The following is a 24014-nucleotide window of genomic DNA, read 5'->3' on the forward strand; positions in this document are numbered from 1 at the left end:
GATGGGTTATTTTGAATCGCTTTATGCATCAGAGCTTCCCCATAGGGCTGTAGCTGTCTACATGTACCTTCGTGACAGGGCCGACAGGGACGGCAAATGTTATCCGGCGATCGGTACCATCGCCGCGGAGCTGAAGCTGTCACGGAGCACCGTAAAAAGAGCCATTGCAGACCTTGAAAAGAGCGGTTATCTTTGCAAGGAGCAGCGGTGGCGTGAAAACGGGGGCAAGAGCAGCAACATGTATTTTTTGAAATCAGGGATGGGGTAACTCTGAAAAACTTTACTTTTACACCAAGGGGGCAGCCTGTTCATTTGGTGAACTGTGGTACGGTTCACCGTGAGCTATGCAGTGAACTGCCCACTCTAAGAAATATTCAACGTCAGACAAAGAAACAAAATAGTTTTATAGATAAATAGCATGAAAGGTGGAAAATAGGATGAATTTAGAAAAATCAAGGAATGCGGAATACAAAAAGTGTGCAGCTTTATTGTCTCTGTTGGTTGGATTGTCTTGGAACACCCTCATATCATGGAACCAAATGAAAAACAGCTTGAAAAGATAGGACTGTTCAATGAATTCATTTCCTCTTATAACCTCCTGAAAATCTATGAATTATTTGGGGGACGCAATAAATAAGCATATTTTGTAAGTAATATTGCGATCACAATAAAAAATATTGAAATTGCATAATAGTAAGTGTATGCTATAAATATAGGACGATGGAGGTGAAATACGTGCCGGTAAGCTACAAAAAGCTGTGGAAACTGTTGATCGATAAAGACATGAAGAAAAAAGACCTTTGTAAAGCAGCAGGCATAAGTTCATCGTCTATAGTTAAGCTCAGCAAAAATGAGAATGTGACTACCGGAGTACTGGTCAAGATTTGCAAGGCGCTTAACTGTGATATCGGAGATATCATGGAAATTGTTGATGGGCCGGATGAACAGCGCGACTGCAGGTAAGATAGCGTGACTAGAATAGAAAGAGAGTGGGGTTTGCTTGGGTACGTTAATAAAGAGTTCTCAATTCAGTAAAAAAATGCTTGAGAAAACAAATACACCGATTATACTTTGCTCTTCTGCGCCAAGATTGAAAAAGATTATTGCCGAAGCTGGTTATCAAGAGCTCAGACTTAATGGATTATTGGCTGAAGCCCTTGTAAAAAAAGATGCAGCTATCAGGCCGCAGTTTGTTAGCGATGAAGCGATAAGAATTGTATCGTCCATACAAGGCCCGATTTTTCTGACAGACTACGAAATACTGTTTGACCCGAGGTACAGCATTGATGTTATCAGATTTTTTTATGAGCTGTCACGCAGAGCAAAAATTGTTATAAAGTGGTGCGGCACGTTGGACGATAACCACTTGGTATATGCAACACCGGCTTATAGGGATTTTCATTCATATAACATTCATGACTATGATATAACTTGTGTAATCTGAGGGGGTTTATTTTGATGAAATACGCAGATTTGATAAACTTCAATCCAATCGAAAGCATTATCCAGCTTACGGCGGCTAATGACAAGAAAGAAGCAATAAATCTGGTTAAAAGCTATGTCATGTCCGATGATATGGCGGACAAGCTAACCAATAATATGCTTTCACAGCTTCGGTTAGATGATGTGGTAGACAATAAAGGTGTTTTGCTGGTAGGTAACTACGGTACAGGTAAATCACACCTTATGTCGGTCATTTCTTCAATAGCATACGATGCCGAAAACCTTGACTATGTACAAAACAAAAAGTTTGCCGAGGCTGCCAGGATCATTGCGGGGAAGTTTGAAGTTCTGCGTATTGAGATAGGCGCATCAAAAATGTCCCTCAGGAACATCATCCTGACAAAAGTAAAGCAGGATTTTGCTGAACGTGGGCTCATCTTTGACTTCCCTGATGAAAAGGATATTATCTCAAATAAAGATGTGCTCCTGACCATGATGGATTTGTTTTCATCCAAATATCCCGACAAAGGATACCTGATTGTGGTGGATGAGTTCCTCGACTATCTTGGCGGCCGTAAAAGCCAGGAGATTAAGCTCGACTTGGGCTTCATGCGCGAGCTGGGAGAAATTATTAAAACTTCCCGTTTAAGAGCTATTTTCGGAGTACAGGAAAAACTTTTTGATAACCCCAGCTTTTCATTTGTATCCAATACTTTAAACCGGGTAAAGGATAGGTTTGAGCAAGTCATCATTCGTAAGGAAGATACGGCCTATGTTGTATCTGAAAGAATACTGAAGAAGACTCCTGAACAGAAGGCGCTGATCCGTGAGCACTTGCAAAAGTTCTGCAGTCTGTATACCAATATGTCGGAGCGCATGGAGGAGTACGTTGACCTGTTCCCTATTCATCCTTCATATATTGAAGTTTTTAACAAGATTTACATTATTGAGAACCGTCATATACTAAAAAACATTTCGGAGATCATCAGGCGGATACTTGACGATGAAATTACTGATGAATCTCCCGGCATTGTATCATTTGACAGCTACTGGTCCTTTATCAAGGAAAACCTTGCCCTTAAAACAGATGCCAATATTAAAGAAGTCGTTGAAAAGAGCGGCATGCTTGAGGATATCGTCAACCGTTCATTTCCTAAACGTCTTTATAAACCTTTGGCATTGCAGATAATATATGCTTTAAGCGTACATAGATTAACCACCGGTGACATCAGTATCCGTGCAGGACTTACCGCAGAAAACCTCAGGGATGATCTTTGCCTGTATTTAAAAGGAATGCCCGACCAAAGCTCAGATACATTACAGTCTATCATTCAAACGGTTCTGAAGGATATAATGACCACTGTCAGCGGGCAGTTTATTGAACATAATGCAGATAACGGACAATATTATCTGGACTTGAAAAAAGATATCGACTACGACGAAAAAATCACGCAAAGAGCGGCTATCATGGATGATGACAGTCTTAATAGCTATTTTTATGATGTAGTTTATTATTGCTTAGAGTGGGATCAGAAAGAATATGTTGATAATTTCAAAATCTATGAACACCGGTTAAACTGGGTGTCTCATGCTATTTTTCGCTCAGGCTACCTATTCTTTGGCACACCTGAATCGCGTCCGACTGCTCAGCCGCCAGAGGATTATTACATATACTTTATTCCTCCCTATGGCAATGAGAGCTATACGGATGACAAGAAGGACGATGAGGTCTTTTTCCTGTTTAAGCCCAACGAAGACTTCAAGAACACGCTGAAGTTATATGGTGCTGCTCAAATACTGAAAGATTTGGCCGAAGAAAAAAATAAGCCTGCCTATCAAAACAAAGCTGAAGTTTTCAAGAAAAAGCTGACGAAATACCTGAGTGAAAATAAGAATACTTGCTTTGAAGTAATCTATAAGGGCGAAAAGAAGCAGCTACTGGAAGTGATGAAGGGACAATATAAGAGCACCAACCCGTTCAAAGAAACCATTGATCTGGTTGCTTCCATCTGTTTGGACGAATACTTTACGAAAAAGTATCCTGAGATGCCGAAATTTAAAATTCAGATTACGCACCGCAATCGGGCAGATATTATCCGTGCAGGCATTGACAGGTTTGCAGGGCGAAAGAACCAACAGGCAAACGCCTTGCTTGAAAGTTTTGATTTACTTGACGGTGAAAAAATTACCGTTCAAAACTCCAAGTATGCACAATACTTTATCAAAGAGCTGGAAAAGATCCCTGCCAAGGCCGTTATCAATTTCAGTGACATTTATACTGAAGTTCAAAATAAAGATGAATATTACCTGGACAAGCGGTTCGGAATCAGCTATGCCCTGCTACCGATTGTCTTACTTGCATTGGTTCATACAGGCCATGCGGTCATTGCTTTAAGGAACGGCACTACCCTGACTGCATCTGATTTGGAAACGCTGCCCAAGATATCAGCCATTGACATTTATGAGTTTAAGTACATTTTCAAGCCAAAGGACATGCAGCTGGCAGAACTGGTCAGGCTGTATGAGCTGCTGGAGCTCCCTGTTGGCCTTATCAACAATCCTGCCCAGCGGGAGGCCGGGCTTGAACAGATGCTTGCCAGAGCACAGGAGATGGCCAATGTTGCGGTCAGGGCCAACAGCAAGCTGAACGGAGAATTTGAGCTTTGGGGCGAACCGCTGATTGCCGACCATCTTGCTTCGGATTATAAGGCTTCTGCTAAGAGGGTGCTGGACATATTCGGTAACTTCCAGAGCAGGTTCAATACCGTGGCCAAGCTCAATAACTTTAATTACACAATGGAACAGATTGAGCAGCTTGGCAAGGATATTGCTGCCTCAAAAATTGTTCTGGAATACGAAAAATTCAGGAACGACTGCCTTGCCAATGTCAATTACATGATGAATTTGGAACGCATGGAGCTTGGTGCTGCCTTAAGAGCAGAGATTGAAGCCGCCAAGGAAAACTTCCGCAAGATTAGAGATGACATACCTCAGGACATGAGCGGCGAGGGTGCTGCAGCGGATGTGAACAGTTTGCTGGTAAAAGTCAAAAACCAGTATATTGACATCTACTTTGCAGAGCATCAGAAAAAACGTCTCGGAGTTTCCGATGGCCAGCGTAAGGGTGAACTGGTCGGGTCGGCAAAACTAGCTAATTTAAAGCGCTTGAAAGCAATCAATAATATTTTTTCGGCATCTAAACTGGACAGTATCGAAAAGGACCTGGCCGGGCTCAAAGTCTGCTATGAGCTGACTCCTGATATGCTGAAAACGAACCATTTCTGCACGAAATGCAATTTCTTGATGGGTGAAGCCGATATTCCGGTAAAAGGCAGGCTTGAAGAGATTGAAGACCGGATTGACAGCCTGCTTGCCGAATGGACGAATACCCTGTTTAATACGGTTACAGACCCAACACTTGAAGAACAAAAGCAATATTTAAGTCCGGAACAACGCAAGGCAATTGATGCATTTATTGAAACTAAGACTTTGCCCGAAAAGATTGACCAGTTCTTTATTACTGCTATTGAGGATCTGTTACAAGGTTTTGAACCTGTCGCCATTGCGGCCGACGACATCATTGACAAGCTCGGCGCACTTGGGCCGTGCGATATTGAAACCTTCCAGCGCAAACTGAAAGATCTGCTGGATAGTTATACCAAAGGCAAGGATAAAGAGAAGCTGCGTATTATTGTAAAAAGATAAGGAGAGACCAGTATGAAGCTGACTAAAGAAGATATTGACAAAGTACGGCATATAGAGGGTTTTCCTATAGGCAAGGACGAGGACATTATTGCTCTATCCAATCCTCCCTACTATACGGCATGCCCTAATCCATTTATTGAAGATTTTATAAAAGAACATGGCAAGCCTTATGATGAAGCGACTGACGATTATCATAGGGAGCCGTTCGCTGCTGATGTGAGCGAGGGTAAGAATGACCCGATATATAATGCTCATAGCTATCATACGAAAGTGCCTCATAAAGCTATTATGCGCTACATTCTCCATTATACAGAGCCAGGTGACATTATCTTTGACGGCTTCTGTGGTACCGGTATGACAGGTGTTGCGGCACAGATGTGTGGGAATCCTGATCCAGAGTTTAAAGCCAAAATCGAAGCCGAAATGCCCTATGTCAAATGGGGAGCACGCAAAGCCATCTTGAACGACCTTTCTCCTGCGGCTACCTTTATTGCTTATAACTATAATACACCGGTGGATGTGGCGGAGTTTCAGCGGGAAGCCACTCGCATTCTAAAAGAATGCGAAAAGGAGCTGGGCTGGATGTATAAGACAAGGCATGTCATTGAAGGAAAGCTCCAAATAGGCATAGATGGGAATCCCCTTATCGGTTGCATCAACTATACGGTTTGGAGCGATGTGTTTATCTGCCCTACCTGCTCCAATGAAATCGTGTTTTGGGACGCGGCTGTTGACAAGAAAAACGGCAAGGTCAATGACACCTTTTTTTGTCCCCATTGCCGCAGCCAGCTGACCAAACGCAGTTGTGCACGGGCCCAGGAAACACATTTTGATACACGGCTGAATGTATTTGTCACCATGGCCAAGCAGGTACCGGTTTTAATCAATTACTCGGTGGGAAATAAGCGGTTTGAAAAAACACCGGACGAGTTTGATCTGGCGCTGATTGAAAAAATCAACAATATGGAAATACCATACTGGTATCCAACGGATGAATTGCCTAATGGATATAATACAGAGCAACCCAAACGCTCGCATGGGGTAACCCATGTGCATCAGTTTTATACGAGAAGGAATTTGGCTGTATTGGCAGCTATTTCACATAAAGCATTAACTTCAAGATTTAACATTGTTTTTCAATCTATTAATGCTACGCTTACATCAAAGATAGTTCGCTATAACATGGGACATCGAGGCAACGGGCCTGTTAGCGGAACGCTTTATGTTCCTTCATTGGTAGCTGAATCTAATGTATTGAATTTGCTTATCGGGAAACAAACAGATTTTTTATCTGTTTACAATAAAACAACAAATTTTTGTGGTGCGCAAATCAATATTGGATCAACAAGCGATTTAAAAAATATAGAGGAAAATTCAATAGACTATATCTTTACGGACCCTCCGTTTGGCGGTAACCTAAACTATTCTGAACTGAGCTTTATTTGGGAGGCCTGGTTGAAGGTTTTTACCAATCAGAAACTCGAAGCGATTATAAACGCCGTTCAGGGGAAAGGTTTGCTGGAGTATCAGTCGCTGATGACTCAATGCTTCAGTGAGTGTTGCCGCGTCCTAAAGCCAGGCCGCTGGATGACAGTAGTATTCCATAATTCGCAAAACTCTGTTTGGAACGCCATTCAGGAATCGCTTCAACGCTCCGGTTTTATTATCGCTGACGTTCGTACGCTGAATAAGCAGCAAGGCAGCTTCAAGCAGGTTACGACCACGTCGGCCGTTAAGCAAGACCTTGTAATTTCAGCTTATAAACCAAAAGACAGTTTTAAGCGTGAGTTTATTTCCCACGCTGGAAGCGAAGAAACGGCATGGAGCTTTGTTCGTCAGCATCTTGAAAATCTACCCGTTGTTGTCGTTAAGAACGGGAAAATAGAACTAATAGCAGAACGTCAGGCATTTCTCCTCTATGACCGTATGGTGGCGTATCATATTATGAACGGAATAGCTGTTCCGTTAGACGCAACAGACTTTTATAAAGGCTTGGACGAAAAATTCTTGAAGCGTGACGGGATGTACTTTCTGGCTGATCAGGTCAACGAATATGACACGGCCCGTATCGTTAACGATGTGGAGCCGGTTCAGTTTGAGCTTTTTGTCACCAATGAGAAGTCGGCAATTGCATGGCTTTACCAACAGCTTGAGACACCGCAGACATACGCCGAACTCCAGCCGAAGTTTATGCAGGAAATAAAAGCCTGGGACAAGTTTGAGATAAGACCTGAGTTGGCAGTATTGCTTGAAGAAAACTTCCTGCAGGACGATAAGGGCAGATGGTATATCCCTGATATTACAAAGGCTTCCGATGTGGCCAAGCTCCGTGAAAAGAAATTGCTCAAAGAATTCGAGGGTTACGTGGCTACTAAAGGTAAGCTCAAACTCTTCCGTACAGAAGCTATCAGGGTGGGCTTTGCAAAACTCTGGGCCGATAAGAATTATAAGCTGATTGTCGAAACAGCAGAGCGCTTGCCGGAAAGTGTTATCCAGGAAGATGACAAGCTGCTTATGTATTATGACATTAGCTTGGGGAGGGTGTAAACAATGTCTGAATACCAGAGGGGTTCCGAATGGAGGCGTTGGGACTTACATGTACATACGCCAGGAACAATAAAAAACGATAAATATACTGGTAGTTCCATAGAGGAAAAATGGAACACTTTTTATACGGACATAACTACATATATTGGGGATGGAACTGATATTGCTAGAAATGTCGTTGCTCTTGGTATTACAGACTATCTTTCGGTCGAGAACTACAAGAAAGTGTTAATTGATAATCGTCTTCCCGCCACAGTAAAACTAGTATTGCCAAATGTTGAAATGCGAATGTATCCTCTGTCAAAACAAAGTGGCATTAATATTCATTTTCTTTTTGACCCTGCAATAGTAAATGACCTTGATGACCGTTTTTTTTCACAAATGTCAATAACGTATGGCGGCAGGACGTATACAGCAACAAAGAGTCAGTTAATTCAGCTTGGCAGAGCCGTTTCTTCATCAGTGGTTGATGAAGATGATGCTTATAAAATAGGTGTCGGTCAGTTCATTCCATCATTTGACTCAATTAAATCTATTTTTGACAAAGACGCAGATCTCCGCGAAAAAGTAATAATTGTCGTGTCGAATGGTAGCAATGACGGCGTAACGGGTGCAGCAAATCATTCTTGCTATTTCGACTCATCATCTCATGTGTCAGATTTTGATGCGACTCGACAAGCAATCTATCAGTTCGCGGATGCGATATTTTCTGCTAACCAAAATGATATTGACTATTTTCTTGGAAAAAGAGCTGATTCTCCTGATAAGGTTATTCAAAAATGCGGTTCTTTAATGCCTTGTATACATGGCTGCGATGCACACGAGAATTCAAAGATCTTTGAGCCAGATCAAAAGCGATACTGCTGGATAAAAGCAGATCCTACATTTAATGGTTTAAAACAAGTATTATATGAACCAGAGCAGAGAGTGAGAATTTCTGAACTTATACCAGAACAAAAACCAGATTACTATGTAATTGATCGTATTGAGTTTAAGGATACGGACTTTCAAACACAACCAGTTGTTTTTAACGATAAGTTAACTTGCATTATTGGCGGGAAGTCGACGGGAAAGTCTATTCTGTTGCATAATCTTGCCTTGGCCATTGACAAAAAGCAGGTTGAAGAAAAAATATCCATTACTAATACCAATACTAAGGTAGTTGATAAGCTAAAAGTCTACTGGGCGGATGGCTCAATAAGTTCAGATGCAAGTAATGACACTATACATAAAATCGTTTATATTCCTCAAACATACTTGAATAGACTTACTGACGAAAAAGAGGAAAAAACTGAAATAGATTCCATTATTGAAAATATTGTCCTAAATAACCAAGTTGTTAAAAAGGTGTATGAAGAAACTAAGGAAGCAATAAAAGCATATAAACCTGAGTTAGATAAGGCGATCTATGATTTACTCGAAAAACATAGAGAGCTTGGTGAGATAGATTCAAAAAGGAAAGAATTGGGGAATAAGCCTGGTATAGAGGCAGAGATCAATAAGCTGCGAGCTCAAAAAGAGCAACTGTCCAAAGCATTGTCTCTTTCTGAGAATGATATAAAATCGTATGACGAGGCTGTTTCAAAAGTCAGCCAGCTAACCCGCCAAATTACCGATTTAACTAATGAAATTGATAATATTAATGCTATCTCTTCTCTTGTAGTAGCGAAAGATATCGACTATCCATTTTCAAAAAATACTATGACTGAGATTAATCAAGTCATCAGCAAAGCTATCGAGGCAGCGAATGAAGTATGGTTATCAGCTAAGAAAACAATAATCGAGAATATTAATGTAATCAAATTGCAGAAAGAAAAGGAACTTAGTGGATATATCCAGACACAAGAATCCTTGCATGATAGAGTGCAAGGGAATAAGGCTATTATTGAACTAACTGACAAAATTAAATTAGAATCAGAAAAGCTTGGTAAGTTAATTGAGATGGATAACCAGTTCAAAGAAATAAGTAAAAGGGCAAACGTATTATTAGAGCAGGTTGTTGACTCAATGGCTTTTTATGCTAAACAGCATAAGAAATATGCGGATGCTGTTAATGGAAACACTGATTTATCAACAGATGATCTGGTTTTCTCGGTTGGGTATCCTTTTAGAAAAGAAGCTTTTCTTGAAAAACTCAAGCATATTATAGATAATCGTACACTAAAGAAAATAATAAATCTTGATGATTTTAGTGCAGAAGATTATTCCAAACAAAATGTTTATTCGATTGTCACGAAAATTCTCAGCGGTGAGTTGCCATTAGTAAAAAACAATACAGTAGAATCTGCTCTACGGATTATTTTAGCGGATTGGTATAATACGACATATAGCGTCAAAATGGATGGTGATACTATTGATGTTATGTCGCCAGGAAAGAAAGCACTGGTTTTGCTTAAATTACTCATTAGCTTAGCAAATAGTAAATGCCCTATACTAATTGATCAGCCGGAAGATGATCTTGATAACCGCTCAATTTTTGATGACCTTATTCCATTTATAAAGAGCAAGAAAAAGGATAGACAGATTATTGTAGTCACCCACAATGCGAACATTGTTTTGGGGAGCGATGCGGAAGAAGTTATCATTGCTAATCAAAATGGAAAAAACTCTCCTAATAAAGAATATCGGTTTGAATACAGGTCGGGTTCTATTGAAGATGATAAGCCTGTAATGGGAGCAGACGGAAGTCCTGAATCCGGCATTCTGAATAGTCAAGGCGTCCAACAACATATTTGTGATATTCTTGAAGGTGGTAAAAAAGCGTTTGATTTGAGGAAGCAAAAGTACCGCATATAAGCTAAAGCGTCTACTTTTCATATATTAAGTTTTAAACAGGAGAAAATCGAATGATCATAGGAGATTACGTTTTTGATAAAACTAAAAATGAGCGTGTGCAGATATTGGAGATCAGCGAAGTATGGGGCTTTGTGTCTTACAAGGTGTTTAATGCTTCTACCGGGACAGTTTATAAGTTATCCGCTGCTGACATTTGCGCCGAAGTACCCGAAGAAAATTTTAATGAGAGCTATCTTCGGTATGTTGCCATGCATTCAAAAATCAAGAACGAAACCTCCGAAGGCATCCTGTCAAAGCTATCGAGCGGCATCATTCCTTTGCCGCACCAGCTGCATGTTCTTAACAGGGCTTTATCAAACAATAATGTGAGATACATATTGGCGGATGAAGTGGGTCTCGGAAAAACTATTGAAGCAGGACTCATTATTAAAGAGTTAAAGACCAGGGGACTTATCAAGCGGATACTGGTTGTCTGCCCTACCGGTCTTGTAACTCAATGGAGTCTGGAAATGCAGGACAAGTTCAACGAGAAGTTCCATGTTATCCTGCCGGAAGATTATGACACCATTCGTAAGATAACTGGAAATGAGGACGTTTACGGGCAGTTTGATCAGGTTATCTCACCCATGGATTCTATCAAGCCCTTGGAAAGACGGGTTGGCTGGACGGAAGAAAAGATCGCCCAATACAATGAGGAACGGATTTATTCCATCATCAACAGCGGCTGGGATTTGGTCGTGATTGACGAGGCCCATAGGGTTGCCGGGAGTTCAGGGGAAGTAGCCAGATACAAGCTTGGCAACCTCCTGGCTGCAGCCAGCCCTTACCTGCTGTTGCTGACTGCTACACCCCATAATGGCAAAACGGAGCCGTTTTTGCGGCTTATACGCCTGGTTGATGAAAAGGCCTTCCCCAATATCAATGCCATTGTTAAAGAGCAGGTAGCTCCTTATGTTATAAGGACTGAAAAGCGTGAAGCCATAGACAATAACGGCAATAAGCTTTTTAAGAATCGAACTACTAGGGCTATTGAATTGCACTGGGACGAACGGCATTCCATGCAGCGCAGGCTGTATGAAATGGTGTCGGATTACGTTGCCCAAAATTATAACAAGGCAATGCGCAACCGCGGCAAAAACATGTGGTTCGTATTCCTGCTCATTATGATGCAGCGTCTGGTCACCAGCAGCACAAGCGCCGTCCGGGAAAGTATGGAACGGCGTGTTAAAGTCCTGGAAGAGCAAGCATTCAAGTATCAATCCATGTCCGAAGAAGAATTTGCAGAGATGGAATTGGAAGAAAACATGGAGGATGCCATTGCTGCCATTTCTCTGGACATCAAAGAAGAAATTGCCCAGCTTAACGATATCATTGCAGTTGCCAAGCAGGCAGAGTTCCAATATCTTGATGTCAAAGTTGAGCCGTTACTTGAAATTATCGATGACTTATTTGCTGAGGACCGGCAAAGAAAGGTTATCATTTTTACGGAATTTGTGGCGACACAAAGCTACCTTGTAAAGCTGTTGAAAGACAGGGGGTATTCAACATCCATTCTCAACGGCAGCATGAGTATTGAGGAACGGAATGCCGTGCTGCAGGAGTTTAAAACGGAAACGGACATCCTTATTTCGACCGATGCCGGTGGTGAGGGCCTAAACCTGCAGTTTTCCAACTGCATTATTAACTATGACCTGCCCTGGAATCCGATGAAGATAGAGCAGCGTATCGGGCGCGTTGACCGTATCGGGCAGCAAAGAGATGTGATAGTTTATAATTTTATTCTGGCTGATACTGTTGAAAACCGTGTAAAAGCTGTGTTGGAAGAAAAGCTTTCCGTCATACTTAAAGAGATTGGCATCGACAAGTATTCTGATGTGCTTGACAGTGAAACCGCTGAGCTTAACTTTACGGATGCTTATATGAAATCAATCCGCAATCCTAAAAATATTGAGTTAAACATTCGTCCGGTTGAGGAGGATTTGAAAAAGCAGGTTCAAAATACCATGCGTATAAAAGACCTCATAAAGGAAGAAAAAGACCTTACCTCAATGATTGGGACAGGATCTGCTTTTGACTTTGAAGCTGCATTGCGGCAGATGGTCACATACTATGAAAACTATAAGGGCAATCCCTACTTGCCTATCGAGAATTTCAGCATTAATGACCCTGTGATTGTTGGCCACCTGAACAAGGAAATCGAGCAAGACTTGGGAGGTCAGCTTTTAAATGTTTCAATAAAAGATTTTCCGAATGAAAAGGGCTACTTTATGCTGTGGCGGATATCACTTACTCCTGACAGCCAGGGGCAGAAGATTATCCCAATTTTCATTAACCAGGATTTTATCCTGCGTCCTATGGCGGGTAAGAAAATATGGGAGGCTATTCTTGACAAAGACAGGGTTATTACTGTTTGCGAAGGGGAAAAGATCGATATAGAAACTCAGAATAAGCTCCGTACAGCGTCACAGGAATTTGCCTACGACACTTTCTTAACGCTGAAAGCAGAACTGGAAAAAAGAAATGAAGAAACATACAGAAAGTATTTGTATGCTTTGAACCTGCGCATCGAGGCTGCGCAGCGGATAGGGATCGAAAATATCAGGAAGCACAAACTTATGGCTTTAAGCCGGGAAAAGGCAGAGATAGAAGCAAATTACCAGGCGGGCAAGAAATTCTGTCCTGACTTTAAGCCAGTATTGATAGTACATATGGAGTGAAATTATGATAGAGAAACGGATAGCAGAGCTTTTTTCAATTCAATATGAAAAGCGGTTGCTGATTTTTGATACCAGCGGATTTTGTGCTGCCTTTGATTATACCAGGCTGCTTATTTCTCAGAATTTTGAGGTTATCCGGTATGAGGATATTGAAGCATTCCGGCTAAGGTATGAGCAAGAAATAAGGAATTCTGATCATAAATATGCGGTTATTGTTTATTCTGACATATATGTGCCATACGATATAAGGAAACAGTTTTTTGAGATTGAAATTTCTCTCAGAAGCATCTTTCCGAAACTGCATGAAGATACGGTGCGCCGGTATATTAAAGACATTGACTTGATTAGCTTTGCCTATGGGGAGCTTTATTCGTCCTGTGACACCAGGGAAAAGACTGAAAAATTTATTTCAGATACGGTCTTTTCAAAGGGAAATATAAAAAACTATTGTGAGCTAATGATAAAAAACCTCTTGCCTTCCGGTGACAAATCTGGTATTACTGCAAATGGCTGGATTGAGATTGCCCGTAAAAAGGCCTTGATTGATTATTACGCTGCAAAAGCAAATATATGGATCGATACGAGTTTTGTTGACGCGGAATTTGAAAAGTTCATATTTGATGGCTATCAAAAGCTTTCCGGTGAGACCAACAAACATGCTCCTGCGATTTTGCCTAAAGTGATTGATTTCATATCGCATGGTAAAACTGCTCTTATAGTCGTGGATGGGATGTCTTTGTTTGATTTTGAAGTCATCTCACGGTATTTGGAAGGCATTGACTATGAATACCATTGTACCTATGCCCTTATACCGACGACGACGGCAATTTCCAGGCAAGGCCTGCTGAGCGGAAAGTATCCGCGTGAGTTAGAAAATCCTTTTACTTTAAGTCAAGAAGAAAAAGGTTTTATGGAGGCTGCTAAAAACGCAGGATATTCCAAACGGCAAAGCTTATATGCCAAGGGCTTCAATCCGCCCATCAGCCATTTTACCAAGTTTGCGGCTATTATCATCAATGACATAGATGATTTGGTTCACGGTCAAAAGCAAGGCCGTATAGGAATGTATAATGATGTTTCCTTTTGGGCAAAAAGCGGTAAGGTGCAAACCCTAATTAAAGATTTGTATGAGCAGGGATTTGATATTTATATAACATCCGACCACGGTAACACCCCATGCATCGGTGCAGGAGCTATCCGTAATGTTGGTGTTGAGGTTGAAACAAGATCTAAGAGAATGCTTGTGCTTAAAGATTTTGCTGAAGGAAATGATTCTTTTGGAGACAAAGTCGTGACTTATCCGGGATATTACTTGGATAAAGATTATAGTTATTATGTTTGTGAAGCAGGTGTTTCTTTTGATAATAAGAATGAAGAAGTGATGACACATGGGGGCATTTCCATTGACGAGGTAATTGTCCCATTCATTAAAGTAAAGGCGGTAATTTAGATGGCAAAAATGATTGGACTATCCCGTTCCATTAAGTTGGAATGGCTCAATAAAACTGTAGAACTTGTACTGGAGGGAAAGAACGAAACGCAAATTAAAGACGAATTGAACGAATACTTGTCCTTTGAAATAAAGAGCCCGACTGTTCTGAGAAAAACACGGGAAATCCTCATGAATATATGGGTGAGGACTCCTGAGGAACTTTCAACTTTAAAACAGCAAGCTTTAGAAGCTTATAAGGATGAGAAGTCGAATAAACTGGCATTGCATTGGAGCATGATGCTGGTTGCATATCCTGTATTCTCTGATGTGTGTGCTTTAATAGGCAAGCTCACTAACATCCAGGATACATTTGCGGCATCCTGGCTTAAGGAAAAGCTGTTTGAAATGTGGGGAGAACGGACTACGCTGTTTCATTCCAGTGATAAGATATTGCAAACCTTGAAGCAAATTGGAGCTATTGAAAATGAGAAAGTTGGGGTATATCGCATAAAAAAGTACCCGGTTACCGATGTGAAAACCATACAGGTGTTGTTATTGGCCATCCTTCACTTAAGGGAAAGAGCCTACTATGAAATTGCAGAGCTTTCTTCGGTACCCCAGGCTTTTCCGTTTGAATACACTGTTTCACTCGAATGGCTGCATGACTCGGATTTATTTACGTTAAGTAACTTTGGCGGCAAAATTGTGTTAACAGTGGATTAGGGTCTGTCAAGAATTTTGCTTAAACCCCGAATCTTAGCCTAAATACGGGGTTAACCTTTCTTTGAAATCACAATTCAGGCCGGTTCCGTCGCCGGGAGTTGAGGTAAGGGATATATTTATAATAACTCTAATTGTATGAAAATTATGGTATAATTTAGGTGTACCTGTTAAATAAAGGTGCACTTTATTTTGTTTTCAGGGGGTATTAAAGCGATAATGTACCTTATCGATAAGAAAAATAACCGGCTTTCAAAGATAGAAGAGAAAACCTTTTCAGAACTCGGGTTTAAGGAAAGGGAACATCTGCAGGAGTGGCTGGCAAATGAACCTGCAGTATTTGGAGAAGATTTGCTTATTATCCAAAAAGAATTTGACGGCTTTGCCGATACCAGGGAACGGCTGGACCTATTAGCTCTGGATAAAGACGGCAACCTGGTGATTATTGAAAACAAGCTGGACGATTCCGGTCGGGATGTAACCTGGCAGGCCTTGAAATATGCATCTTACTGTTCCAGCTTATCCAAGGAAGAAATCAGAGTTATATTTCAGGACTATCTTACCAGGTGTGGAAGCGGAGAAACAGCGGAAGAAAAGCTTTGTGAATTTTATGGAAAGGAATACGATGAAATATCGCTGAACAAAGGCACCGGGCAACGAATTATCCTGGTTGCTGCGAAATTCAGGAAAGAAGTTACTTCCACTGTTTTATGGCTTATGAACTATAATATCCGCATTCAGTGTTTTCGGGTAACCCCTTATAAAAAAGACGACGAGTTATTCCTTGATATCGAACAGATTATACCAATGAAGGATGCCGAGGATTATGTGATTAAAATGGCTGAAAAAGCCCAGGATGATATCATGATTGAGAATAGATTAAAAAGTTCCGATGCGTTACGCTTGGAATTCTGGACAGCTTTGCTTAAAGAGATGGCCAAGAAAAGCGAGTTGTTTAAGAATATCAGTCCGAAAAAAGATAACTGGATAAATGCAGGTTCGGGCATAGCGGGAGTACCTTTTACATTCGCTATTTCAAAGGCATATGCAAGAGTGGAGCTTTACATAGATACGGTGGATAAAGCTGAGAATAAAAAGCTGTTCGACTATTTGCACCAAAGCAAGGAAGCAATAGAGACAGCTTTTGGAGAAGCAATGACCTGGGAACGTTTGGATGATAAAAGGGCAAGCCGGATAAGCTCCAGTATTGACAAAAACTCTTATGACAGGGAGAATTGGGATTTCATCATTACCGAACTAACTGAACGGATGGAGCGTTTTGAAAAGGCTCTGAGGGATTATCTGAAGAAATATAAGAAGTAAATGTATTAAGTGATATCAGGAGTGAAGAAAAATTGAGAATTGCTTTGATTTCATGCACCAGCAGAAAAAAAGCATATAAATGCCCAGCAAGAGACTTATATTCAGAAAGCCCGCGGTTTCGGTTGGCATATGCTTTGGCAAAGCTTGTTGCAGATAAAATATTTATTCTTTCCGCAAAATATGGCTTAGTGCCGGAGGATATGATTATTGAACCTTATAACGAAACCTTAAAAGATAAAAGTGCCCAGGAACGGCGAGCATGGGGAGACATGGTGCTAAACGAATTACGAAAAGTTTCCGACTTAGAACGCGATGAGTTTATTGTTTTGGCCGGCGAAGTTTATCAAGAAAATCTGCTGCCCCATTTGGTTCATTTTTGGCTTCCTCTCAAAGGCAAGAGGCAAGGAGAATGGATTCCGGAGTTAGAGAGACTGATTACGCTTGAAAGAGAATCAGATAAAGTGATAGTTCTTCATATGCTTTTTAATGGTCTGCCGCGATTGGATTGGACAATGATAGACCGACTTCCCTATCAAAATGGCATATACATCATGTTTGAAAAGGGCGAAAGCTACCATGGCATGGATAGAATAGTTCGCATAGGTACCCACCGGGGTCAAGACCGTTTGTTGAAAAGGTTGAGAGACCATTTTGTGAAAGAGGATGCTGATGGCAGTATTTTCCGTAAAAACATCGGTCGTGCTTTTTTGAAAATGACTTCGGATCCATATTTACAAGTGTGGGAAATTGATATGCATAATTCTGAAAATGAAAGAAACTATGGACACTTAATAAATGAAGAGCTTGAAACTGAACTTGAGGCAAAAATTAGCCGATATTTAAGGGACAACATCACCTTTGTCTGTTTTCCGGTTGATGAAGAAGCTGAGCGGTTGAGGTTAGAAGAAGGTATTATTGCATCACTTAACAGGCATCCATCATTTGGCCCGAGCAGCAATTGGCTTGGTTTGAATAGCCCTATGTCGGAGATTGCAAGCAGCGGCCTTTGGAATAGACAGGGTTTGCAGGGACAACCTTTATCTGATGAAGAATTAGAGCTGGTTAAGTGGCTTGCTAGATTTGGAAACGATAGTTACAGAAACAATACGGGGCGTAGAACACGTGTACAAAAAGCAGAGGATAGTGTCAGGGTGGCTGTTGAAGCTACGGGTTCACAAGGGAAAACAGCTGATGATGTAAGGCAGTACATAGAAAAATTGTTGCAGGAAGCAAAGATGATAGGCGAAGACTATATTGATTTGGTTTCAGGGGATATTCATAAGCAGATGGGCATGAAAAACAGGATGCCGCAGATATGCAGGATTATGTACGAGAAAATGATGCCTGGCGATGAAGTTTTACATACTACTCCCAGCGGTAAAAGTTCGACTATAAAAATCAGGTATGACCTCAGAAATAGGCAAGGCAAAGAAATAGTGAAATAATAATGCCTGCTATATATCAAAGAGGTGCGGAAAAGTGGCTGTTAATTATAAAAAATGCCCTAAATGCGGGTCTAAGAATTCGGTTAAAATTGTATATGGCATGCCAAGTTTTAAGCTTTTTCAGGAAGCCCAGGCCGGAAAAGTAAAATTGGGCGGCTGTTGCATTATAGAGGGCAGTCCTGAATACTACTGCAAGGATTGTAACAATGAGTGGAACCGGGAGCAGGCGCTTGACATCGCATACGGCCAGATCAAAGGGCTTAAAGCATCAGTGGGTGGTTACTTCGGTGGTTATTATCGTGTAACTATTGATTTGACAAATCTTAAAACTACATGGCTGTTCAACGAGGGCGGTTCTGAAGAAACCAGTACAAGATCCATTCGAACAAAAACAGCAGAAGAATTCATTAAATGTTTAAAAGAGATTGATTTGTTAAACTGGAAAGCAAAATACGTAGAACCCGGAGTCTGTGACGGGACCCAATGGGGCATTGAAATAATTACTGACGGGAGAACCATCAGAAAATATGGTAACAATAAGTTTCCGGAAGAATGGAAGCAATTCTGCAAGATGATTAAAAGAATAACGGGAAAGGAATTTAGGTAAAACGGATGAAAGCCTATCAAATAAAAATGGAATTGATTGATTCCGAACCGCTAATATGGAGAAGGGTAGTTATCCCGGCGGATGTTACCTTCAAACGACTGCATGATGATGAAATGATTTTTTACTGTGCTTAAAATTTAGAAATAAGGGATTTAAACTGAATATTAAAAACAAAGCAAAAACACCCCGCACATCTTTAAAACATATGATGTCCGGGGTGCTACTTTTTCAGGAAATCTCCGGTAGCATTTAATGGAGCTTCAAGCCTGTAGCCCCTGTTTTTCAATATCTGAAATTTGAAATCCATTAATTCTGGTGGTACATATAGTTCCCTTGCTGCCCTGAAAAAATTCATTTCCGCGTCATTTATCAGTTTAATAACCTCATCATCAGGCAAGAGGATTTCAGCAGCGAAAACATTTGCTTCCCTTTCCGGCTTTGATGACATATCATAGCTGATAAGCTCCTGGGCCTGGGGATTCATTTTGGCCAAGTGTCTGTGGAAGCGGTCATGGCCAATTTCGTGAGCGCATACCAATCGTCTGGCAGGACTGTCCAAATCATTGTTAATGCAAATATATCGGCTCCGCCTTGTGTATATGTAAATCCCTTTAAGCTTGCCGAGCGGCCTGTAGAGAACATTAATATTAAGACAATCGGCAATCTCAAAGGGGTTTCGAGTTTTATGCTTTTGGATCAACCTCTCGGCTTCTCTCAAAATAAATTCCATACTTTTCACCCCGCAGCTAATCAGTTGGTGTATTTTTGCTGCCTTTATTTTTACGTACACCATACTTTTTGGCTTTTTTCTTTGAGTCGAAGTATATTTCGGTTAATACCTCAAAAAGCGCATCTTTATCTTCTTCTGATAATTCTCCTCCGGCAAATAAACATTTTGTAGTTTCAATGAATTTTTTTGCTTCGCTTTTTCCTCTCAACTTATCTTCTGCTTTAGCTTCCTCAAGAAATATTTCTTCCTTGGTCATTGCAATGCTTTCGCTATCATCTGTCAGGAAATCTGAAGATACGTTAAAGAAACCGGCGATTTTATCAATAAGTCCTGCCTCCCGTGGAAAACGCTGTCCGTTTTCATAATAAACCAAAGCCCGCCTTGTAATCCCGAGCTGCTCTGCAAAATCCTTCTGGGAAATGCCTGCCCTTTTGCGTAATAATCTAATTTTTTCGCCAAACTGCATTTGATAAAACACCTCCGGTAATATTTTGACCATATTGTTCACTAATTATTCATAAAGAGAACAAAATCATTGACAAAAATATTGTTCACATATTATAATACAAGAGAACAAAAAATATGTCAATAATTGAAGATATTCGAAAAGTAGCTGGTAAATTTGGCAAGAGGCAAATGTGAGCCAAAAAGAGGCATTAAAGCAATAATTAGACAGTTGCTCCTTGAAAACCGCATATAGTTACGAGAAGATAACCGGAAAAAAGGCATGGCAAACAAGCCTCGATGAAGGCTATTTCAAAAAGTGCTGTTGAAGAAATCTATACTGCTTGTTGTTCCAGCGATCCAACAAAGCTGAAGCCGATATGTTTAACCCAAGCATCCAGGTGAATATTAACAACAGCAAAGGCAGCAAGCGCAGTCCTCATCATAGCGCTTCTGGAGTCATATTCTTCAATGGCATAATCCTCAAACATACGCTTGTAGGAACGCTCGACGGAGGTTCTGGTCTTGAACTTTACTTTAAAGGCCTCGGAATCCCGCGGCACAGGAGTAAACAATCTCGGATCGAAGTCCGGTTTAATGTAAACCGTATTTCCGTATTTGCTATCCGAGCATTTACACTCTTTGGGTGGCTCCAGTCCTTGGACTGCAAACCAGCAGCGGTATTTGAGCCTGTAGGGTTCACAGAGTCCCCAGTATACCAAGGGGATGCCGCCATGACATATGGGACGCCCATGGTCATCGAAGCAAAGGATATCCGGATGAGGGTAATGAAACTTTGCCTTCGTCCTGGAATCAAGGGAAATGAAAGGGATCATGCCATAATGCTTGAGGAGTTCATAGATGGGATAATTGTCCATGGCACCATCGGCAATGAAGTTTTTAAAACGCATATTGGGGTAAAGCCTTCGGATATCATCCAAGGCGAAAACTGCGGAAATACTGTCATGGCGGCTTGCCTGAACCATCTTGATGTATATGGGCAGGTCGTAAGGACTGTCGGAAGCAGTGACATTAAAGAGGGTGTTCCCAAAGAACCACTGTTCCCTGTAACTGTCCCAGCCCCATTTAGCGTCCGGGTCAGAGAAGCGTCTTGGGCACTGGCAGTTGTAGATACCCTTTGAGCGGCAATCGCACACTTTTACCCCATAGTGATTTGCGCCGGAATAGAAGGGAGAGCCGTCAAAAGCAACGGAGAAATCATCTTTATTGCCCAAAATGCCCATCTGGTGTGAAGTATCCACGACGCAACGGGCAATTAGTTTTTGGAGGATGGCTTCCGGGCAGAAATTTCTGAGTTTGCTGCGGATAGCTTTATCAACCAATTTCTTGACAGTACCGGAGCGCTTGGGAGGGAGCTTTTCGCCGGCCTTCAATCTTGACTTTGGCTTGCTAGTAAAGCGTTTGACTTTCAGCTTTCGTTTCAGGTGCAGCTTACGGTCGGCCATCCAAAGACGTACAAGGAAGTCGTAATAGGAGGCCGGTGCAGGGGCAGAACCCTCAAACCCGCAAATATCAAAAAGCAGAGGGTCGGATGCTACCTTATGAGCCCATTTTGTGATAGAATATTCCTGTTGGTCAAGCATCAATACGAGTGATCGTATAATAGCCTGCTGATTTTTGGCGGGACGGCCTAAATCAGGGTACAAAGGCTTGATCACAGGAAGCAGGTTATCCAGGTTGAGTAGATAGAGCTTTGAAATGCTCTTATCCAGTGCAACCAGCCTGCTTCTTTGCGTTTCGCAATGCAGAAGCATTTTCAAACGAAGCCTTTTCTGGTAATCGGAATGAAGTGTCCAATCTCGTAACATAAATAAAACCTCCATAACAGAAGATATGGCAATAATTACCATCCACTTCCATTTTGGGGGCGATGCGGAAAAGTCAAGGTAGAATGATACCATAAATGTATTGATATGTAAATTTTAACTGGAAAATTTTATACCAGTTACAGGAAAAACTTTGAGGGGAAACAGAAATGTTGAACCTTAAAATATATTAAATCAAAGCTCTCTGACTTTTCGAGAGTGTACATAATTTTGAACAGAGGTGAAAACAGATGAGTACTGAAAAAATGGCGTTAGTTGTGTTGAAACGAGGATTAGCTTCCATGCGCATTGATGAAGAGAGGGTATATCATAAAACAAAATTGTTGCTGAAAATATACCGGGATGTGGTTTGGTGTATTGAAGACAGGGTATGCGAGATTGAAGCAGAGTATTATGCCATGGGAGGCAATCGTCTGGCTGAAGCCTTGGATTACCTGGATGATTATGACCCCAATATTAATAAGAAAGACCTTGAAGAAAAGCTGTGCTCATTATTGAAAAGCAAGTGGCTTATTGAAATTGTGGACAAGGCATTGTTAAAAATAAAGAATTATCCTGATTATGGGGACTTGTATTTTAATATCCTTTACAAGCAGTACATTGTAAAATACAGGTATTCGGAAAAGGAAATTATCGAATCTCTCAATTGTGAGAGGACAACCTTTTATAAAAGAAAAAAAGAAGCTATAAATTTAATGGGCATTGCCATATGGGGATATGTGATACCTGCTCTAAGGGATATATGGCAAACGGAATGTGAACTAAATACGAACTGATAAAGGACAAAATACCTACATAACAAGTACTGAATACGAACTGCCCGGGTGTTACGATAATTATGATGGGTAGTTGCATACTTTAAAGCCATTGATTTCAGGCTTATACAGCCATGAATCGAGGGCTTTTTTTAATGCCCTGAAACCCATCCCCAAATTGCACATAGGCAGCAAAAAAGGCCGCACGAAAAATCGTGCGGCCTTTTTTGCTGCCGGAAAGGGGACATCCGTGAAGCGTTTGTTTTGGTACTACATCCGGTATCCTTGATTTTCTCTGTTTTGCTAAGGCCCGCAAACAAAGCAAAACGGAGGGAAGGAAAGATGAAAGAATACAAAATAAGAGTGAAAAATGAAATTGTTACTGTAAGCAAGGAAATATATACCACCTATTACAAGATGAGAAGACGTGAAAGGTACATAGAGGAAACCAGCATAAAGAACAATCTTTCTTATGACCAGCTAGTCGAGCTGGACTATCCTATCGAGCAAAAAATGTGTGATCCACAACTTCTTGTTGAAGACGTTATTATTGAAAAAATCATGCTTGAGAAATTAATGCTGGCGCTTGAAGAATTGACAGAGTATGAGCGGTTAATAATTAACGAACTGTTCTTTAATGGCAAAAGAGAAAGAGAGCTGGCAGATTCAATGAAGCTGCCAAGAACAACTTTGCAGTCTCGCAAAAACAGCATTATCAGCAAACTTAAAAAAATCATTGAAAAATAAAAATTTGTTTCGTCCACCCCTTCATTTTTTCGGCTTAAAAAGTGAAGGGGTATTTTTTATCCCTTATTGCTCTTTGAAAAATTGCCGGCAAAGGCTCGCTTGTAAGCCTTAAAGCCGTCCATATCCAACAGCTCAAATACGTTAGCTGTTCAGCCGCTGAAACGGGAAGCGACATTGGTAAACACGCCAAGACAGCCTGCGGGCATTTTTTGCTCGTCAAAACGATGGCATCAAAGGCTATGAGCGATAAATGTTTGACCATAAAACAATCTGTGGTGGATTGTTTCGCCAGGACCTGAACAGTCAACAATGATACTCCTGCATAGTTGAGGTTGAGTCCCAGAGTGCAGCCCGGAGGTTCTCGGGGAGGTGGAATTCCTGTGATGCCTGCTGACCACAGGCAGTTTGAGCTGTTGCCCCGGTGCTTGGGAAGCAGTGGCAAATAGAGCACAGGATGAAGATAGAGAACAAGCGTAACCGCTTTGATATCAGAAACTATGCAGCGGAACTCAAATCCGCTGCATCCTTGTGGTATTAAAGCAAAATGTAAAGGGGGAAAAAACCATGTCACAGACTCAAATAACCAACGAAATCAAGTATAAAATAGCGCTTTCGCTGCTGAACAGCATGCTTGAAAAAGGGCTTATTACTCTTTCTGAATTGAAAGAAATTGACAGATTAAATCGGAATTCATTCACTCCATCCCTGGCGGAGGTATATGTGTAAAAACACTTGATATGGCTGGATTTGTGTGGT

General features: G+C 41.1%; 19 protein-coding genes and 1 pseudogene. 16 read left to right on the forward strand and 4 right to left on the reverse strand.

Going from position 1 to position 24014, the window contains the following annotated elements:
• Position 1: 1 nt before the first annotated feature.
• The 13 genes and pseudogenes from K364_RS0111895 to K364_RS26265 form a co-directional block, all read left to right on the forward strand.
• A pseudogene (locus K364_RS0111895) lies at positions 2-181 on the forward strand (helix-turn-helix domain-containing protein); the annotation flags it as partial.
• Positions 182-735: 554 nt separating this feature from the next.
• Positions 736-963: a helix-turn-helix domain-containing protein gene (locus K364_RS0111905; protein WP_028308208.1), complete on the forward strand. Its 228-nt coding sequence runs from the start codon at positions 736-738 to the stop codon at positions 961-963.
• Between the two features lie 37 nt (positions 964-1000).
• On the forward strand, positions 1001-1444 hold the full coding sequence (brxF, locus tag K364_RS0111910) for a BREX-3 system P-loop-containing protein BrxF (protein ID WP_028308209.1): 444 nt from the start codon (positions 1001-1003) through the stop codon (positions 1442-1444).
• A 14-nt stretch (positions 1445-1458) separates the two neighbouring features.
• On the forward strand, positions 1459-5148 hold the full coding sequence (locus K364_RS0111915) for a DUF6079 family protein (protein ID WP_028308210.1): 3690 nt from the start codon (positions 1459-1461) through the stop codon (positions 5146-5148).
• Between the two features lie 12 nt (positions 5149-5160).
• Positions 5161-7695: a DNA methyltransferase gene (locus tag K364_RS0111920; RefSeq protein ID WP_028308211.1), complete on the forward strand. Its 2535-nt coding sequence runs from the start codon at positions 5161-5163 to the stop codon at positions 7693-7695.
• A 3-nt stretch (positions 7696-7698) separates the two neighbouring features.
• Positions 7699-10491 (forward strand): TrlF family AAA-like ATPase, encoded by a 2793-nt coding sequence (locus tag K364_RS0111925; RefSeq protein WP_028308212.1) that lies wholly within the window; start codon positions 7699-7701, stop codon positions 10489-10491.
• Between the two features lie 50 nt (positions 10492-10541).
• On the forward strand, positions 10542-13208 hold the full coding sequence (locus tag K364_RS0111930; RefSeq protein WP_028308213.1) for a DEAD/DEAH box helicase: 2667 nt from the start codon (positions 10542-10544) through the stop codon (positions 13206-13208).
• A 4-nt stretch (positions 13209-13212) separates the two neighbouring features.
• On the forward strand, positions 13213-14658 hold the full coding sequence (locus tag K364_RS0111935; RefSeq protein WP_028308214.1) for a PglZ domain-containing protein: 1446 nt from the start codon (positions 13213-13215) through the stop codon (positions 14656-14658).
• Positions 14659-15363, forward strand: coding sequence for a hypothetical protein (locus K364_RS27295; protein WP_242841698.1), 705 nt, complete (start codon positions 14659-14661; stop codon positions 15361-15363). It begins immediately after the preceding gene.
• 216 nt (positions 15364-15579) lie between these two features.
• Positions 15580-16683 carry a DUF4268 domain-containing protein gene (locus K364_RS0111950; protein WP_028308216.1) on the forward strand — a complete coding sequence of 368 codons (1104 nt, stop codon included), beginning with the start codon at positions 15580-15582 and terminating at the stop codon, positions 16681-16683.
• Between the two features lie 32 nt (positions 16684-16715).
• Positions 16716-18128, forward strand: a complete 1413-nt coding sequence (locus K364_RS23900) for a DUF6884 domain-containing protein (protein WP_051534025.1) — start codon at positions 16716-16718, stop codon at positions 18126-18128.
• Between the two features lie 34 nt (positions 18129-18162).
• Positions 18163-18735: a hypothetical protein gene (locus K364_RS25665; RefSeq protein WP_051534026.1), complete on the forward strand. Its 573-nt coding sequence runs from the start codon at positions 18163-18165 to the stop codon at positions 18733-18735.
• A gap of 5 nt (positions 18736-18740) precedes the next feature.
• Positions 18741-18869, forward strand: a complete 129-nt coding sequence (locus tag K364_RS26265; protein ID WP_277995582.1) for an IS1096 element passenger TnpR family protein — start codon at positions 18741-18743, stop codon at positions 18867-18869.
• A gap of 86 nt (positions 18870-18955) precedes the next feature.
• On the opposite strand, the gene K364_RS0111965 is transcribed toward K364_RS26265, so the two are convergent.
• The 3 genes from K364_RS0111965 to K364_RS27300 form a co-directional block, all read right to left on the reverse strand.
• Positions 18956-19465 carry an ImmA/IrrE family metallo-endopeptidase gene (locus K364_RS0111965; protein ID WP_028308217.1) on the reverse strand — a complete coding sequence of 170 codons (510 nt, stop codon included), beginning with the start codon at positions 19463-19465 and terminating at the stop codon, positions 18956-18958.
• A gap of 16 nt (positions 19466-19481) precedes the next feature.
• Positions 19482-19931, reverse strand: coding sequence for a helix-turn-helix domain-containing protein (locus K364_RS0111970; RefSeq protein ID WP_028308218.1), 450 nt, complete (start codon positions 19929-19931; stop codon positions 19482-19484).
• Positions 19932-20244: 313 nt separating this feature from the next.
• On the reverse strand, positions 20245-21738 hold the full coding sequence (locus K364_RS27300; RefSeq protein ID WP_035269200.1) for a hypothetical protein: 1494 nt from the start codon (positions 21736-21738) through the stop codon (positions 20245-20247).
• 248 nt (positions 21739-21986) lie between these two features.
• Here K364_RS27300 and K364_RS0111980 point away from each other — a divergent pair, with 248 nt between their 5' ends.
• Together K364_RS0111980 and K364_RS0111985 are read left to right on the forward strand one after the other, a co-directional pair.
• Positions 21987-22532 carry a hypothetical protein gene (locus K364_RS0111980; protein ID WP_051534027.1) on the forward strand — a complete coding sequence of 182 codons (546 nt, stop codon included), beginning with the start codon at positions 21987-21989 and terminating at the stop codon, positions 22530-22532.
• A 321-nt stretch (positions 22533-22853) separates the two neighbouring features.
• Entirely contained in the window at positions 22854-23258 is a 405-nt protein-coding gene (locus K364_RS0111985) for an RNA polymerase sigma factor (RefSeq protein WP_028308221.1), read from the forward strand.
• 34 nt (positions 23259-23292) lie between these two features.
• Here the strand turns inward: K364_RS0111985 and K364_RS0111990 are convergent, their stop codons facing one another.
• Complete coding sequence (locus K364_RS0111990) at positions 23293-23565, reverse strand: hypothetical protein (protein ID WP_028308222.1); 273 nt, start codon at positions 23563-23565, stop codon at positions 23293-23295.
• A gap of 257 nt (positions 23566-23822) precedes the next feature.
• Between K364_RS0111990 and K364_RS26940 the strand changes: the two genes are divergently transcribed.
• Positions 23823-23984 carry an SHOCT domain-containing protein gene (locus tag K364_RS26940; protein WP_169734756.1) on the forward strand — a complete coding sequence of 54 codons (162 nt, stop codon included), beginning with the start codon at positions 23823-23825 and terminating at the stop codon, positions 23982-23984.
• Positions 23985-24014 lie beyond the last annotated feature (30 nt).

The sequence above is a fragment of the Desulfitibacter alkalitolerans DSM 16504 genome (assembly GCF_000620305.1).
Taxonomy (GTDB): domain Bacteria; phylum Bacillota; class DSM-16504; order Desulfitibacterales; family Desulfitibacteraceae; genus Desulfitibacter; species Desulfitibacter alkalitolerans.

Coding starts and splice junctions, on each gene's coding strand:
- K364_RS0111915 (WP_028308210.1), top strand. CDS start 1,459: ATGAAATACGCAGATTTGATAAACTTCAATCCAATCGAAAGCATTATC.
- K364_RS0111920 (WP_028308211.1), top strand. CDS start 5,161: ATGAAGCTGACTAAAGAAGATATTGACAAAGTACGGCATATAGAGGGT.
- K364_RS0111925 (WP_028308212.1), top strand. CDS start 7,699: ATGTCTGAATACCAGAGGGGTTCCGAATGGAGGCGTTGGGACTTACAT.
- K364_RS0111930 (WP_028308213.1), top strand. CDS start 10,542: ATGATCATAGGAGATTACGTTTTTGATAAAACTAAAAATGAGCGTGTG.
- K364_RS0111935 (WP_028308214.1), top strand. CDS start 13,213: ATGATAGAGAAACGGATAGCAGAGCTTTTTTCAATTCAATATGAAAAG.
- K364_RS27295 (WP_242841698.1), top strand. CDS start 14,659: ATGGCAAAAATGATTGGACTATCCCGTTCCATTAAGTTGGAATGGCTC.
- K364_RS0111950 (WP_028308216.1), top strand. CDS start 15,580: ATGTACCTTATCGATAAGAAAAATAACCGGCTTTCAAAGATAGAAGAG.
- K364_RS26265 (WP_277995582.1), top strand. CDS start 18,741: ATGAAAGCCTATCAAATAAAAATGGAATTGATTGATTCCGAACCGCTA.
- K364_RS0111965 (WP_028308217.1), bottom strand. CDS start 19,465: ATGGAATTTATTTTGAGAGAAGCCGAGAGGTTGATCCAAAAGCATAAA.
- K364_RS0111970 (WP_028308218.1), bottom strand. CDS start 19,931: ATGCAGTTTGGCGAAAAAATTAGATTATTACGCAAAAGGGCAGGCATT.
- K364_RS27300 (WP_035269200.1), bottom strand. CDS start 21,738: ATGTTACGAGATTGGACACTTCATTCCGATTACCAGAAAAGGCTTCGT.
- K364_RS0111980 (WP_051534027.1), top strand. CDS start 21,987: ATGAGTACTGAAAAAATGGCGTTAGTTGTGTTGAAACGAGGATTAGCT.
- K364_RS0111985 (WP_028308221.1), top strand. CDS start 22,854: ATGAAAGAATACAAAATAAGAGTGAAAAATGAAATTGTTACTGTAAGC.
- K364_RS26940 (WP_169734756.1), top strand. CDS start 23,823: ATGTCACAGACTCAAATAACCAACGAAATCAAGTATAAAATAGCGCTT.